13 protein-coding genes and 1 pseudogene are annotated in these 14,873 nt (G+C 73.1%); 5 read left to right on the top strand and 9 right to left on the bottom strand.

The genetic code is table 11. The annotated features are described in order from the left end of the window. Positions 1-9: 9 nt before the first annotated feature. From egtC to egtA, 3 genes are read right to left on the bottom strand one after another with little or no spacing between them, the layout of a single operon-like run. Positions 10-744 carry an ergothioneine biosynthesis protein EgtC gene (gene egtC, locus AL2_RS13470; RefSeq protein ID WP_067633650.1) on the bottom strand — a complete coding sequence of 245 codons (735 nt, stop codon included), beginning with the start codon at positions 742-744 and terminating at the stop codon, positions 10-12. Next, positions 745-2,100, bottom strand: coding sequence for an ergothioneine biosynthesis protein EgtB (gene egtB, locus AL2_RS13465; protein ID WP_245666620.1), 1,356 nt, complete (start codon positions 2,098-2,100; stop codon positions 745-747). Further along, positions 2,091-3,299: an ergothioneine biosynthesis glutamate--cysteine ligase EgtA gene (gene egtA / locus AL2_RS13460; RefSeq protein WP_067633648.1), complete on the bottom strand. Its 1,209-nt coding sequence runs from the start codon at positions 3,297-3,299 to the stop codon at positions 2,091-2,093. Before egtA ends, egtB begins: the two co-directional genes overlap by 10 nt. A gap of 281 nt (positions 3,300-3,580) precedes the next feature. Between egtA and AL2_RS13455 the strand changes: the two genes are divergently transcribed. Beyond that, positions 3,581-4,837 (top strand): RNA polymerase sigma factor, encoded by a 1,257-nt coding sequence (locus AL2_RS13455; RefSeq protein ID WP_067633646.1) that lies wholly within the window; start codon positions 3,581-3,583, stop codon positions 4,835-4,837. A gap of 7 nt (positions 4,838-4,844) precedes the next feature. Here AL2_RS13455 and AL2_RS13450 read toward each other — a convergent pair whose 3' ends face one another. Further along, positions 4,845-5,504, bottom strand: a complete 660-nt coding sequence (locus AL2_RS13450; RefSeq protein ID WP_157438130.1) for a rhomboid-like protein — start codon at positions 5,502-5,504, stop codon at positions 4,845-4,847. Positions 5,505-5,511: 7 nt separating this feature from the next. Beyond that, positions 5,512-7,069: pseudogene (locus tag AL2_RS13445) on the bottom strand (MFS transporter); the annotation flags it as partial. A 228-nt stretch (positions 7,070-7,297) separates the two neighbouring features. Here AL2_RS13445 and AL2_RS13440 point away from each other — a divergent pair. Both AL2_RS13440 and gad read left to right on the top strand, forming a co-directional pair. Then, the gene (locus AL2_RS13440) at positions 7,298-7,969 is read left to right on the top strand and encodes a TetR family transcriptional regulator (RefSeq protein ID WP_067633640.1); all 672 of its coding nucleotides are present in this window, start codon (positions 7,298-7,300) and stop codon (positions 7,967-7,969) included. Positions 7,970-8,019: 50 nt separating this feature from the next. Beyond that, the gene (gene gad / locus AL2_RS13435; RefSeq protein WP_067633638.1) at positions 8,020-9,450 is read left to right on the top strand and encodes a glutamate decarboxylase; all 1,431 of its coding nucleotides are present in this window, start codon (positions 8,020-8,022) and stop codon (positions 9,448-9,450) included. 4 nt (positions 9,451-9,454) lie between these two features. On the opposite strand, the gene AL2_RS13430 is transcribed toward gad, so the two are convergent. The 3 genes from AL2_RS13430 to AL2_RS39155 are packed head-to-tail and all read right to left on the bottom strand — an operon-like array spanning position 9,455 to position 12,265. Further along, complete coding sequence (locus AL2_RS13430; RefSeq protein WP_067633636.1) at positions 9,455-10,627, bottom strand: acyl-CoA dehydrogenase family protein; 1,173 nt, start codon at positions 10,625-10,627, stop codon at positions 9,455-9,457. Continuing rightward, positions 10,628-11,734, bottom strand: coding sequence for an acyl-CoA dehydrogenase family protein (locus AL2_RS13425; RefSeq protein WP_067633634.1), 1,107 nt, complete (start codon positions 11,732-11,734; stop codon positions 10,628-10,630). After that, a complete protein-coding gene (locus AL2_RS39155; protein ID WP_245666618.1) occupies positions 11,735-12,265 on the bottom strand; it encodes a hypothetical protein in 531 nt (176 codons plus the stop codon). It abuts the gene before it with no gap. Between the two features lie 211 nt (positions 12,266-12,476). Here AL2_RS39155 and AL2_RS13415 point away from each other — a divergent pair, with 211 nt between their 5' ends. Then, positions 12,477-13,112, top strand: a complete 636-nt coding sequence (locus AL2_RS13415) for a TetR family transcriptional regulator (protein ID WP_083946473.1) — start codon at positions 12,477-12,479, stop codon at positions 13,110-13,112. Between the two features lie 85 nt (positions 13,113-13,197). Next, on the top strand, positions 13,198-13,434 hold the full coding sequence (locus tag AL2_RS38315; protein WP_067633630.1) for a DUF397 domain-containing protein: 237 nt from the start codon (positions 13,198-13,200) through the stop codon (positions 13,432-13,434). Positions 13,435-13,490: 56 nt separating this feature from the next. Here AL2_RS38315 and AL2_RS13405 read toward each other — a convergent pair whose 3' ends face one another. Beyond that, a complete protein-coding gene (locus tag AL2_RS13405; RefSeq protein ID WP_067633628.1) occupies positions 13,491-14,834 on the bottom strand; it encodes an alpha/beta fold hydrolase in 1,344 nt (447 codons plus the stop codon). Positions 14,835-14,873 lie beyond the last annotated feature (39 nt).

Below are 14,873 nucleotides of genomic sequence, written 5' to 3'. Positions count from 1 at the left end.
AGTTCGGCATCACAGGGCTTCGATGCGGACGCCGGTTCCGGGACCGGCGGTGACGAGGGAGCGGTCGGGCACGCGGCGCCACCCGGGGGTGTCGTCGAGCGGCTCGGACGCGACCCGGATCGCGTCGGCGTCCTCCCGGACGAACAGGGAGTCGCCCCAGGTCGTGGCGGCGAGGGACGTGCCGTCGGAGGCGAGCAGGTTGTAGCGGCCGGGGGCGAGCGCGGTGATCGCCGCGACGACGGCGGCGAGGCCGTCGCCGAGCGGCGCGCCGTCCCGCCACTGCCGGGCGGCGAGCGCGAACAGCGGCGCCGAGTCGACCGGGGCGCGGGCGTCCGGGATCTCGGCGATGTCGCCGGCCAGCTCCCGGAGCTTGGCCTCGACGCCGCCGTAGCCCTCGATCTTGCCGTTGTGGCTGAACAGCCGGCGGCCGGCGCGGAACGGCTGGGCACAGGACTCGTCCACGGGGAACCCGGCCGTCGCCGACCGGATCGCCGCGACCGCGCAGGACGCCCGGACGGCCCCGGCGACCTCGCGGAACGACGCGTCGGTCCAGAGCGGCTGGGCGCGGCGGAACCGGACGGGCGCGCCGTCCCGGTACCAGCCGACGCCGAACCCGTCGGCGTTCAGCAGGTTCCCTTGGGTCATGCGCGGCGCGTACGCCTGCGTCTCCAGCGAGTGCTCACCGTCGTAGATGAGCGAGTGGAGGGTCTGCTCAGGCCCCAGGTAGCCGAGATGGCGGCACATTCAGCGGTCCTCCCCCGGGGTGCGGGCACAGCGGAACCCGGAGAAGATCTGCCGCCGGATGGGGTAGTCCCAGTTGCGGAAGGATCCGCGTATGGCGAGTGGGTGCGTCGCCCAGGAGCCGCCGCGCAGAACCTTGTATTCGGGCCCGAAGAACACCTCCGAGTACTCCTTGTAGGGGAACGAGCGGAAGCCGGGGTAGCCGTGGAAGTCGGACGACGTCCACTCCCACACGTCCCCCAGGAGACGCCTCACCCCGTAGGCGGAGGCACCCGACGCGTACGAGCCGTTCTCGGCCGGGTGCAGCGTGCGCTGCCCGAGGTTGGCGCGGCCCTCCTCGTACACCTCGCCCCATGGGTAGCGCCTTGAGTGCTGCGTGGCCGGGTCCCAGCGGGCGGCCTTCTCCCACTCGGCCTCGGTCGGCAGGCGCTTGCCGGCCCACCGCGCGTAGGCGTCGGCCTCGTACCAGCACACGTGCTGGACGGGTTCGGCGGGCGGGACGGGTTCCGTCCGTCCGAACCGGCGCCGCACCCACTGGTTCCCTTCACGGGCCCAGAAGGCGGGGGCGCGCTTACCGCCGGCGTTGCGCCACTCCCATCCCGCCGGGTCCCACCATCGCGGGTCGTCGTAGCCGCCGGCCTCCATGAAGGCGAGGTAGGCGGCATTGGACACCGGCTCCACGTCGATGTAGTAGGCGGGCAGGTCGACGAGGTGCACGGGGCGTTCGTTGTCGTACGCCCATGGGTCGTCCGAGGTGCCCATCTGGAACGGGCCCGCCTCGATGAGCACATCGCCGGCCCCCAAGCCCTCGGCAGGTCTCTGGAGGGGCTCGGCCACGGGGTCGAGCAGCGCGGGAGCGCCCTTCCGCAACTGGTGGGTGGCGAGCATGGTCTCGTCGTGCATGTGCTCGTGCTGCACGACCATCCCGTACACGAACCCCCCCGAGGTCAGCGGATTCGCCGTGTCGAACCGTGCCGACGAGAGTGAGTCGAGCACCTTGGCGCGGACCGTGCCGATGTAGGAACGAGCCTCCTCCGGTGACAGAAGCGGCAGTGTCGGCCGTTCGGAGCGCGGATGCTCGAACGCGTCGTACAGATCGTCGATCTCCGGACGCATCGCGTCCTGGCCCGCCGCCTCGCGCAGCAGCCACAGTTCCTCGTAGTTGCCGACGTGGGCGAGATCCCACACGAGCGGCGACATCAGCGGCGACACTTGCGCGGTGAGGTCGTTCTCGGCGAGGACCTCGGTGGTGAGGCCGAAGCTGCGGTCCCGCACCGCGCCCAGCTCATCGGCGATCAGTTCTTTGAGGGCGGATTCATCCTGAGTGCCGATCGGGCCCGGGGAGTTCATCAGGGCCATGTCTGCTCCTCCTCGGAGAGGGGGGACGGGGTGTCGTCGGCGGGGCTGCGCCCCTGCTCGACGTACCGTCGGGTGTACTCCTCGACCAGCGGGACGAGCCCGGACGCACCGAGTCCCGGCAGGGCGTCGAGGGCGGCCGTGAAGCAGGCCAGCGCGGCGGCGGCGAGCGGCGCGTCCGACAGCCCGCGGCGGGTCGCCTCCGCCCACCGGTCCGCGACCGGTTCGGCGGCGGCCTCGGCGGCCCGGGACGCGGCCGGGTCGTCCAGCAGCGCCGTCGCGACGGCGACGGGGACGGGCCAGTACCGGCCGGGCGGCGCGTCGATCATCCGCAGCTCCAGCCAGCCGCGCGGCCGGACCGGCGGGAAGAGCGTGGACAGGTGGTAGGCCAGGTCGTCCTCGCCGGGCTCGCCCTTGGCGAGCCACTCCAGGAACGACATGCCGGGGTCGGACACCCACTCGCCCTCGGCCGTCTGGACGAGCATGACCCTGGCGTCGAGCGCGTACCGCGTCCACGCCTCGGCCGGGTCGCCGTCCGCGCCGTCCCGCAGGACGGGCAGGGTGCGGCACGGGTCGAGCTCGGTCCAGATGCCCTGCCGGGACGAGCGCATCCCGGTGCGGCGGCCGGCCCGCAGCGGCGAGTTGGCGAACGCGGCGACCAGCACCGGCCCGAGCGAGTGCGCGAGCCGCCAGCGGCGGGACGCGTCCGGGTCGTCGGCGCCGATGTCCAGGTTCACCTGCACGGACGCGGTCGAGCACATCATCGCCAGGCCCGCGTCCGGGAAGCCGCCCGCGCGGAAGTAGTCGCGCATGCACGCGTAGCGGGGGTGGTCGGCCTGGAACCGGGGGCGCCGGACGGGGTCGACGCCGTGCCCGGCGAGCGCCAGCCCGTCCGCGGCGAGGGCGTCCCGCACCTGCGCGATGTCCCGGCCGAGCGCGGCGTGCAGCGCGCCGAGCCCGCGGAACGGCGCGGAGCTGAGTTCGAGCTGCCCGCCCGGCTCGTAGGTGATCTTGCTCCCGGCGGCCGGCGGCCCGGCGCCGGCGACGAGCGCGCGCACCCGCCCGGCGGGGACGTGGGCGGCGGTGTCGGCGGTGTCGACCACGAACCACTCGGTCTCCGCACCCACCGTCCCGGGCGGGCCGGTCTTGAAGCAGACACCGCGAATGTGCTGGTAGACACCATCAACCGTCAGACGCGTCACCGTTGACTCCTCGCGTAAATCGATAGCGAGTTCGAATCCTTCCCTGCTGAACCGCATCAGGAATCCGCCGATTTTCAGGAAATTCCTTAAATCTCCGTGAACATCACCGTCCGCAGGCGTCACGACTACCTTCCGTGCTATTCGACGCGCTGTCCGATCTCGGGCTTCTCAGCCGCGGACCGGAGGCGCTAGAGTCCGTTGATCAGCGGTATGCACCATTGATCAGCGGTATGCACCGTGTCAGCCGAGCAGTCGGACGCCGGACGGGAACGGGAGGGCACATGCGCGGGGACCTGGGCTCGCTCTACGACGCGCACGCCGACCGCCTGTACGCGTACTGCTGGTCGCTCGTCGGCGACCGGCTCGCGGCGGCGGCCCTCGGCGACACGTTCGGCGCCGCCGTCCACCAGCCGCCGCGCGGCGACAGCGTGCTCTGGCTGTACTCGCTGTCCCGGACGGCCTGCGCCGAGCGCGGCGCCTTCACCGGCGAGATCGCCGCGCGGGGCGGGACGCCGTTCGCCGGCTCCGACCCGCTGCTGCGCGCCGCCGCCGGGCTGCGCTCCGACCACCGCGAGGTCCTGCTGCTGTGGGCGGGCGAATGGCTCGAACCGCACGACATCGCCCGCGTCCTCGGCATCGCGCCCGACACGGTCGTGCAGCTGCTCGCCGCCGCGCGGACGCGGCTGGAGCGGGCCGTCCTCGACATCCTGATGCGCGGCACCGCCGAGCCGCAGCTCGACCTGATCGCCGCGTTCGAGAAGGGCCGGCTGCCGCAGCTGCTGGCCCGCCGCGCGCCGGCGCGCGCGCCCGGCGGGCTGCGCGAGCGGGTCCTCGCCGCCTGCGCGGAGGAGGCCGCGAGGCCGCTGCCGAGCGTGATCTCGCCGAGCCCTCTCGTCGTGATCGGCTCCGAGCGCCGGGAGCGCCCGAAGCGCGGCATCTCCGGCGGCGTCTCCAAGGGTCTCGGCGCCGCCGCGGGAGTCGCCGCGTCGGCCGCCGCCGTCATCGGCCTGCTCGTCTCCTGGCCGGCGGCCAGGGGCGGCGGTGACGCCGCCTCGATGGTGCCGTCGGCGAGCGAGGGGCAGACGCACCCGGCGTCGGCGCGGACCAGCGGCGTGCCGCAGAACCCGCTGCCCGGCCTCACCGGTTCCGAGCGGGGCACGGGCGGGACGCCGTCCGCGTCCGAGAACCCGGTCGGCAGCGCCTTCGACGACCCGCCGCGCCCGGCGGGCGGGACGCCGGCGCCGCCCGCTCCGCCCGCGACCTCTCCCGCGGACACGCCGTCCCCGGAGAAGAGGCCCGCGTCGGACACGCCGTCGCGGCCGGAGCAGCCGTCCACCCCGCCGGAGGAGCCGCCCGGCACTCCCCCCGCTCCCCCGACGACCACGCCGCCGTCCGACCCGGCGACTCCGCCGGACGACGGCTCGACGCCGCCCGCCACGCCGCCGGCGGACACCCCGTCGACCCCGCCCGCGGACGACTCCGGGACGCCGAGCCCGAGCCCCACCGCCAACCCGGCCCCGGAGCCGGGGCAGGGCTGACCCGGGGTCAGGCCCCCGCGACCGGTCCCGGCCGCGCGATCTCCGGAGCCGCGGGCACGGCGACGCGGCGGCGCTCCAGCAGCAGGAGCAGCCCGCCGATCAGCGCGCCCGCCAGCATCGCCGTCAGATGCCCGACGGCGGCGACCTGGAGCGCGAGCAGGCCGTCCAGCAGGACGGGCACGAGCGCGCACCAGCCGGCGAGCGCCAGCAGCCGCCGCATCCGCCCCCGCCCGTACAGGAACGCCGCGACGAGCGCCGCGCACAGCACGTAGGACGGGCCGACGTCGGGGATCGTGCGGATGGACTCCGACAGCAGGCCGGACTCCAGCCGCACGAGCGCGATGCCCTGGCTGACGAGGGTGCCGAGGACGTGCGAGGCGCCGACGAGCACCACGGCCCGCAGGTTCCCGAACCGCCGGGTGAGGGGGAACAGCCCGATCGCCGCCACGACCAGCAGCACGCCCTGCGCCCCCTCGGCGACGAACGCCGACGCGACCATCGTCCCGACCGGGTTGACCGCGAGGTTCGACAGGTTGGTGCTGGCCCAGGCGATCAGCGCGTGCCGGGCGCCCGGCGGCAGGACGAGGGCCTGCACCATCCAGATGGCGGCGAACAGCCCCAGGAACGTCAGCGGCATCGCGTACCGCCTCACGAACGCAGCGATCACACCGGCAGCCTAACCCCGCGCGATCAGACGGCCGCGGCGCCGTCGACCGCGGTGCCGCCGCGCCGCACGAGCAGGGCCGCGAGGACGGCGGCGAGCGCGACCGCCGCCGCGACGGTCAGGGACTCCTGGAAGCCGTCCATGAACGCGAGGTGGCTGCCGGTGGTGATGGCGTCCGCGGCCTGGTCCGGCGTGCCCGGCGGGACGGGCGCGACGCCCTGCGACACGAGCCCGCCCGCGCCTTCCAGTCGCTGGGCCGCCGGGGCCGGCACACCCGCGTCCGTCAGCCGCCCGAACAGCACGTCCCCGACCTTGGTCGACAGCAGCACGCCCAGCACGGACGTGCCGAGGACGCCGCCGACCTGCGAGGCGGTCTGCTGCAGGCCGCCCGCGACGCCCGCGAGGTGGGCGGGCGCGTTGCCGACGATGGCCTCCGTCCCGGCGACGATGATCATGCCGAACGCGAGGCCGACGAGGACGAACCACGGCCAGAGCTGCACGTAGGGGGCTTCCACCCCGATGCGGGACAGGCCGAACATCGCGACCGCGGTGAACCCCATCCCGAGGGCCAGCGGCACGCGCGGTCCGAACCGGCTGGTCAGCGCGCCCGCGATGGGGGACGCGACGATGAACACGCCGGTCATCGGCAGCATCCGGACACCGGCCTCCACCGGGCTCATCCCGTGCACCTGCTGCAGGTAGAGGGTGATGAAGAAGATCGTCCCGAACATCGCGAAGAAGCCGAGGACGATGAGGCCGGTCGCGGCCGACAGCGACACCGAGCGGAACAGGTCCAGCGGCAGCAGCGGGCGCTCCACCCGCAGCTCGTTCCAGACGAACGCGGCGAACAGCACGGCGGACACGGCGAACGACACCAGCGGGACGGCGTCCCCGAACCCGTTCTCACCGGCCTTGATGAGCCCCCAGACCAGGGCGAACAGCGCGCCGCTGAGCAGCGCGACGCCGGGCAGGTCGAACGAGCCGGCGGCCTCCTCGTCCCGCGACTCGCGGATCACCCAGGCGCCGACCAGCAGCGCGACCAGGCCGAGCGGGGCGTTGAGGAAGAACACCGACTCCCAGTTGACGTTCTCGACCAGCAGTCCGGCCACGATCGGGCCGCCCGCGATCGAGATGCCGACGGTGGAGCCCCAGATGCCGATCGCGGTGTTGAGTCGCTCGGCGGGGAAGGTGTTGCGCAGGATGGCGAGGCTGGCGGGCTGCAGCAGCGCGCCCGCGAAGCCCTGCACGACCCGCCAGAAGATCACCATCCCGAGCCCGCCGGACAGCCCGATGAGCAGGGAGGAGACGGCGAACCCGATCACCCCGGCGAGGAACGTCCGCTTGCGTCCGAACCGGTCGGCGATCTTCCCGGCGGGGATCAGCGTGACGGCGAGCGCCAGCAGGTAGGCGTTGGTCACCCACTGCAGGCCGGACAGGCTCGCGCCGAGGTCCTTGGCGATCGCGGGGTTGGCGATGGACACGACGGTCGCGTCCAGGCCGACCATCATCACGCCGAGCGCGACGGCGACGAGGGTGAGCCACGGGTGCCCGTGCCCCGGTCTTGATGGGAGGGCCCGCGCCCGGTCGCGCGGGGGGGCGTGGACGGCGCCGGGTTCGAGTGTTCCGGCGCCCTGCAAGTGAGTCATGATCGACCTCCGGCTTGACTGGGGTTCAAAGTGTCATGCCATGACAGTTGTCGTCAACTGCCTGAGGTCACATCCAGACATGATTCAGCTTACGACAGAATTCGTCCACTGCCACTTGGCACGCGTTCACCCGCTGGTTACACTGCGCGCATGACCGCGACCGCCCCCGAGGCCGGCACGCCCGGTCCCGGACCCCAGCCCCCGGGCAGGCGCGAACGCAAGAAGCAGCGCACCCGTGAGGCGCTCATCGACGCCGCATTCGCCCTCTTCGCCGAGAAGGGGTTCGACGCCACCACCGTCGAGGAGATCGCCGACGCCGTGGACGTCTCGTCCCGCACGTTCTTCCGCTACTTCGCCTCGAAGGAGGACGTCGCACTCACCTTCCAGGAGGATCAGGTCCGGGCCGTCACATCGGTGCTGGCCACGCGTCCCGCCGACGAGCCGATCATGACCGCGCTGCGGCGCACCGTGGTGGAGATCGCGCGCGCCTGCGAGGCGGGCGAGCTGGGCTTCGACCCGGGGCGCTTCGAGTGCATGGTGTCGATGGTGAAGGACAGCCCCACCCTGATGGCGGGCAGCCTGGAGCACGCGCAGCGCAAGCAGGCGCTGCTGACCGACATCGTCGCGCAGCGGATGGGCCTCGACCCCGGCACCGACCTGCGCCCGCACGTCGTCGCCGCCGCCGCGCACTGCGGCTTCCAGGCCGCGGCCGACGCCGCCGGCCGCATGGGCGGGACGTTCGCCACGCTCTCGGAGGCGGTCGACCAGGCGTTCGCCATCCTGGAGAGCGGCCTCAACTTCCCGGTGCAGCCGGCCGAGTAGCCGTCCCCCCGCGCGGGTGTGGTGCCGGAGGGGGCGGGTACTGCGGCGGCATGGCCCTCAAGCATCCCCATGCCGCCGGGGACGGCGGGCGTGACCTGCGGATCAATCCCGTCTTCAGCCGCGAGCCGCTCACCATTCCCCGCTACGCGCTGCCCGCCGGCGAGCTCGACCCGGGCATCGCCTACCAGGTCGTCCACGACGAGCTGATGCTGGACGGCAACGCGCGGCTGAACCTCGCGACGTTCGTGTCCACGTGGGCGGAGCCGGAGGCGCTGCGGCTGATGGCCGAGTGCGCCGAGAAGAACATGATCGACAAGGACGAGTACCCGCGCACCGCCGAGCTGGAGATGCGCTGCGTGCACATGCTCGCCCGGCTGTGGCACGCCGCGGACCCGCGCCGCGCCGTGGGCTGCTCGACCACCGGGTCCAGCGAGGCGGCGATGCTCGGCGGCCTCGCGCTGAAGCGGCGCTGGCGGCGGCGGCGCCGGGAGGCCGGCGAGCCCGCGGACCGGCCGAACCTCGTCATGGGCGTCAACGTGCAGATCTGCTGGGAGAAGTTCGCGGACTACTTCGAGGTCGAGCCCCGCTACGTGCCGATGGAGGGCGGCCGGTACCACCTCGGCGCCCGGGAGGCCGTGGAGCTGTGCGACGAGAACACGATCGGGGTCGTCGCCGTCCTCGGCTCGACGTTCGACGGCAGCTACGAGCCCGTCGCGGAGATCGCCGCCGCGCTCGACGACCTGGAGCGGCGGACCGGGCTCGACGTGCCCGTGCACGTGGACGGCGCGTCCGGCGCGATGATCGCCCCGTTTCTCGACCCGGACCTGGAGTGGGACTTCCGGCTGCCGCGGGTCGCGTCGATCAACACGTCCGGGCACAAGTACGGCCTGGTCATGCCGGGCCTCGGCTGGGCGCTGTGGCGGGACGAGGAGGCCCTCCCGGAGGACCTGGTCTTCCGGGTGAACTACCTCGGCGGCGACATGCCGACGTTCGCGCTGAACTTCTCCCGTCCCGGCGCGCAGGTCGTCGCCCAGTACTACAACTTCCTGCGGCTCGGCTTCGACGGGTACCGCCGGGTCCAGCAGACGTGCCGGGACGTCGCAACGCGGCTGGCGGCGGAGATCGGCCGGTTCGGCCCGTTCGAGACGCTCACCGGCGGGGACGAGCTGCCGGTGTTCGCGTTCCGGGTCCGGAAGGACGTCCGGAACTTCACGGTCTACGACGTGTCGGCCGCGCTGCGCGAATCGGGGTGGCTCGTGCCCGCCTACACCTTCCCGGAGAACCGCACCGACCTCGCCGTCCTGCGCGTGGTGGTGCGCAACGGCTTCGGCCACGACCTGGCCGAGCTGTTCCTGGACGACCTGCGCCGCGTCCTGCCCCGGCTGGAGGCCCAGCGGGAACCGCAGCGGGGCGCGGACGACACGACCGGCTTCGCGCACGGCGCCGAGCCCAAGAAGGCGCCGGCCGCGAAACCCTCCTGAGCGATCAGCGGGGGGCGCGGGGGAGCCCGAGGCCGATCATGGCGATCAGCTCGCGCTGGATCTCGTTGACGCCGCCGCCGAACGTCAGCACGAGCGCGCCCTTGGCCAGCCGGTCGAGCGCCGCCATGAAGGCCGCGGTCTCCGGGTCGCCGGGGTCGCCGTAGCGGGCGAGGACGTCGCCGATGATCCGGCCGACGTCCTGCATCCGCTCCGAGGAGTAGATCTTCGTGGCGGACGCGTCGGCGGCGCCGAGCCAGCCGAGGTCCTGGTTCGCGGCGACCTGCCAGTTGAGGATCTCGTTGACGCGCAGGTAGGCGTGCACCTGGGCGAGCGCGCGGCGGACGGCGGGCGCCTCGATGAGCGGGCGGCCGTCCCGGCCGGCGGTGCTGCGGGCCCAGCGCTCGAACCGGATGCGGGTGTGCCCGATGTTGCCGGCCGGGCCGAGCGTGACCCGCTCGTGGTTGAGCTGGTTGACGATGAGGTCCCAGCCCTTGTTCTCCTCGCCGATCATCATGTCGGCGGGGACGCGGATGTCCTGGAAGTACGTCGAGTTCGTGTGGTGGGCGCCGTCCATCGTGATGATCGGCGTCCAGGAGAAGCCCGGGTCCTTGCAGTCGACGATGAACATCGAGATGCCCTTGTGCTTCTTCGCGGACGGGTCGGTGCGGGCCGCGAGCCACACGTAGTCGGAGTGGTGCGCGCCGGACGTGAAGATCTTCTGCCCGTTGACGACGTAGTGGTCGCCGTCCCTCACCGCGGTGGTGCGCAGGGCGGCGAGGTCGGTGCCCGCGCCCGGCTCGCTGTAGCCGATCGCGAAGTGGCACTCCCCCGCGAGGATGCGCGGGATGAAGAACTCCTTGTGCGCGTCCGACCCGTACTGCAGGATCGTCGGCGCGACCGAGTTCAGCGTGATCAGCGGGTAGGTGACCTCGGCGCGGGCGATCTCGTTCGCGAAGATCGTCTGCTCGACCGGGCCGAACCCGCGGCCGCCGTACTCCTTCGGCAGCGCGACGCCCAGCATCCCGTCGCGGCCGAGCCGCCTGCAGTGCTCCATGTAGGCGGAGCCGAACGGGTCGGCCGCGATCGCGGCGCGCTGCCCGGCGGTCAGGCAGTTCTCGAAGTATTCGCGCAGCTCGGCGCGGAGCTTCTTCTGCTCGTCGGTCAGGTCGATGAACATTCAGGCCTCCTGGGCGATGAGCGCACCGAGCGCGTCGAGCCGGTCTTCCGCGCCGCCGAGCAGGTGCCCGCAGTGCTTGCCCCAGGCGAAGTAGCGGTGCAGCGGGTAGGTGACGTCCAGGCCGATGCCGCCGTGCAGGTGCTGGCAGGTGTAGAGGGCCTTGATGACGGGATCGCACGCGTTGACCGAGGCGATCGTCAGCAGCTCCTCGGCGTCGGCGGCGCCCTGGGCCAGCCGCCACACGCCCGCCCAGACGGCCACGTCCAGGGCCCGCTTCGCGATGTAGACGTCACTGATCTGCATCGTGACCGCCTGGAACTGCGCGAGCGCCCGGTCGAACTGCTCGCGGGTCTTCGTGTACTCCTTGGTCAGCTCCAGCGCGCCCTCGATGACGCCGGACGAGATCGCGACCGCGCCGGCGACGGCCGAGCGGCGGAGGGTGTCCCAGGCGGCGCCGTCCGCCGTCCCGCCGAGCAGGGCGCCGGGACCGACCCTGGTGTCGCCGAGCTCGACGCGCGACAGCGACTCGCTCGTCGCCGACGGCTGCTTGATGATCGTCGCGGCGGCTGGCTCGACCAGGAAGACGCCGACGCCCTCGCCCTCGACGCGCGCCGGGACGAGAATCCGCGACGCCTCCCGCGCATACGGGACGAACGTCTTCACGCCGTTGAGGACGTAGCCGTCGCCGCCCTTGCGGGCGGTCGTGGCGATCTCCCCGGCCGGGCCGATCTCCCGGTACGCACCGGTCAGGACGGTCGCGCCCGCGGCCAGCGGAGCGAGCAGGGCGCGCTGCTCCGCCGTGCCGTGCGCGGCGATCGGGACGGCCGCCAGCGCCAGCGACGCGTACACCGGGACGGGCGCGGTGCGGAGGCCGACCTCGCGCAGGATCACCGCCAGTTCGACCGGGCCGAGGCCGGCGCCACCGGCGTCCTCCGGCAGGACGATCCCGAGCAGCCCCGCCTGCGCGAGCGCCTTCCAGGCCGCCTCGTCGTAGGGGGCGCCGCTCTTCTCGAACGCCTCCAGCCGCTCCTGCGCGGCCTCGCGCCCGAGCACTCCGGCGGCGAGGCCCTTGATCTCTTGCTGGGTCTCGTCGAGGTTGAAGTCCACTCATCCGCTCCCTTCCAGGAGGTGCAGCCGGCCGCACCACTCGAACTCGGCCCGCAGGCCGGCCGCGTTCGCGGCGGTCATCCGGCGGTAGGCGAGGTCGCGTCCGGGCCGCCACCACACCGGGTCGTCGGTGCGCCAGCCGTCCTTGGCCAGCCGGCGCTTGCGGATCTTGTAGGTGCAGCCGTGCGCGCGTACGTCGGGCAGCAGGCCGGACGCCGAGAACCTCGCCCGCAGCACCAGCTCGGCGCCGGCCGCGAGCGCGGGCGCGTACGCCGCCATGACCGCGCCCGAGTGGAACAGCGGCATCGGGCAGTAGACGACCGACTCCGGGGACAGCATGCGCTCGGCGAGCATCTCCCCCGGCACGGCCATCTTGCGGTGGGTGACGCGGACGGCGCATTCGGCGACGACCTCCCGCCACGTCCAGGCCCGTCCGTCGTCGGCGGAGCGCAGCCCCGGCCGGTCGTCGTCCGCCCTGGCCGCGAGCAGTGCCGCGACGCTCACCATGCCCACCTCCCGGGACGCCCCCACGGCGAAAAAGTAGAACAGATTCTACTCTGTGTCCAGAGATCGGCCGGTCCCCGTTATCGGCCCGAATCCGCTGGCGTGCCAGGGTCCCGCGCTGGGTAGATGTCCACCGGAACCGACCGTCATCGGCCGATCAGATAACACGTTCTCGCCGAGGCTGTAGGCTGGGGAGGACGCGTCGGGTGACCGAGCCCGCACAGAAGGGACGACGACCGTGACCGCAGAGCCGACCGTGACCGGGGACGAGACCCGGAGTCAGCCGGCGGGACAGGCGGCCGGGCAGGGCGTGCGCTCCCGCAGCCAGCACCAGCGGCGCAAGCGTATCGTCCAGGCGGCCGCGGCGCTCGCGTCGCGCGGCGGCATCGAGGCGATGCAGATGCGCACCGTCTCCGAGCGGGCCGGGGTCGCGCTCGGCACGCTCTACCGCTACTTCCCGTCCAAGATGGACCTGGTCGTCGCGGTCGTCAGCGAGGAGATCCTGCTCCTCGAAGGCAGCATCGAGCGCCGCCCGCCCCGCGCCGGCGACGCCCCCGCACGCGCGGTGGAGGTGCTGATGCGCGCCACCCGCGGCCTCATGCGCGAGCCCGAGCTGGCGGAGGCGCTGATCCGCTCCCTCCTCCTGTCCGACGTCAAGACCGACTTCGGCGAGCGGATGAGCGAGTTGCTGCTGCGCGCCGCGTCCGGCCCGCCCGAGGACATCCCCGCCGACGACCCGCGCCGCCTCGTGGCCCGTGCGCTGTCCGGCATCTGGACCATGGAGATGATCGAGATGCTGCGCGGCAACGCGACCGCCGAGGAGATCCAGTCCCGCCTGGAGATCAGCGCCGCGCGCCTCCTCATCGACCCCTGACCGCGAACCGCGTTCCGCGTGTGGCGCCGGCCCCTTCCGCACTAGCCTTGAGCCCGACACGAGCCGGGACGAAGAAGGTGTGCCAGTGACCGAGCAGGAACCGATCCTCAGCGACGGGGTCATCATCGAGTTCATCGATGGCAAGGACGTCCCCGTCCAGCACAAGGACTTCGGTGAGCGGGCCGTCGTCATGCGCGACGCCAAGAACCCGGAGGGGCCCATCCTCTACTTCACCGAGGCCGAGTGGGACGCCTTCATCGCGGGCGTCAAGGACGGCGAGTTCGACGACCTCCTGGAAGAGGACCCCACCGAGGCTCCCTGACCCCGCCGACGGCGACGCCCCCGGCCATCCGCCGGGGGCGTTCCGCATGCGCCCGGTCAGGGGCGGGACGGCTGCACCACCAGGGGGTCCGGGCGGTAGCGGAGGAAGGCCGAGGAGTCCAGGGAGAGGGACGCGGCGGCCTTGTTCAGGGACTTCGCGGTCGTGCCGGGCCAGTGGCCGGTCTCGACGCGCTTCTCCAGGGCCTGGAGGGACGCCACGTACTCGGACGCGGTGAAGTTGCAGTGGCCGATCCGGTGGACGTACGCCTGGCGCAGGAGCGGGGCGCGTCCGGCGGCGCGGACGGCTCTGGCGTACTCGTTCTGGTGCTCGACCGGGACGAGCTGGTCCGAGACGGTGTGGATGGTCAGGGTCGGGACGGTCAGGCGCCCGGTGGGCTCGGAGGTGCGGGTCATCCAGGCGAGGGGGCCGGGCTCGACCTGCTTGGCGGCTTTCGCAGTGAGTTCGGAGAGGTCGGCGTTCAGGCTCAGGCCGGCCTTCCCGTAGAGGGCCTTGACCTGGCGGAGATCGGCGGACTCGCGAAGCAGGCGCGCGTAGTTCAGGCCCTTGTTCCAGGCGCTGTCGCCGCCGGCGGCCTGGTCGATCGAGTACCGGCCCCCGAAGATGAAACCGAGCACGCCGGACGTCAGCCACTGGTACTGCTGGAGTTCCCGGGCGGCGTAGTCGTGCCGGGGCGGTTCGGTGTCGCCGGAGAACCAGGACGACTGGTTGAGGAACGCCGAGGCGAGGGCGATGCGGGCGCGGCCCGCCGGGGTCGCCTGGGCGTCCCGCACGGCCTGGGTGAGCTGGGCGCCGGCGGCCGCCGCCTCGGCGGGGGACGTGTAGTCGCTGATCTTGATCTGCTGGGACGGGGCGAGGAGGGTCGCGATGGCGTGGCCCGCGTTGAGCTGGTAGTTGTTCAGGTCGGCGCCGCCGCCGACGATGCCGCAGGCGGTGAGGGCGCCGTCCACGGCGCGGGTCTCGGCGAGCTCGGCGCTGACCAGTCCGCCCATGGACTGGCCGAGCGCGAGGGTGCTGCGCGGCCGGCCGATGATCTCCGAGACGGCCCGGCCGGTGGCGATCTGGTCGCGCACGGCGCTGCCCAGTGCCCAGAGGGAGCCGTCCGGGTCGTAGGACGAGCCCGCGAGCGCGTAGCCGCGGTCGAGGAGGGCCTGGCCGGCGGCCTCGCTCGGGCGGTCCGCGGGGGTGAGCGGCCCGAAGCCGTGGCTGAAGAGGACGAGGGTGCCGTTCCAGCGGGCGGGGACGTCGGCGATCCAGGACGCGCCGTCGGGAAGGGCGCCGGCGTAGTGCGCGGGGCCGGCGGACGCGTGGGCGGCCGCCGGGGTGAGGGCCGCGGGCACCGCCAGGACGGCGGCGAGGGTACCTGCCTGGAGTCGTTTCATGGGGGATCCTCCGGGGCCGGGCTTACGAAATGTCATCTC

Source organism: Actinomadura latina NBRC 106108 (genome assembly GCF_001552195.1).
Taxonomy (GTDB): Bacteria; Actinomycetota; Actinomycetes; order Streptosporangiales; family Streptosporangiaceae; genus Spirillospora; species Spirillospora latina.
The sequence above is the reverse complement of the archived record's forward strand: the minus strand, read 5'-3'. Positions and strand labels throughout refer to the sequence as shown.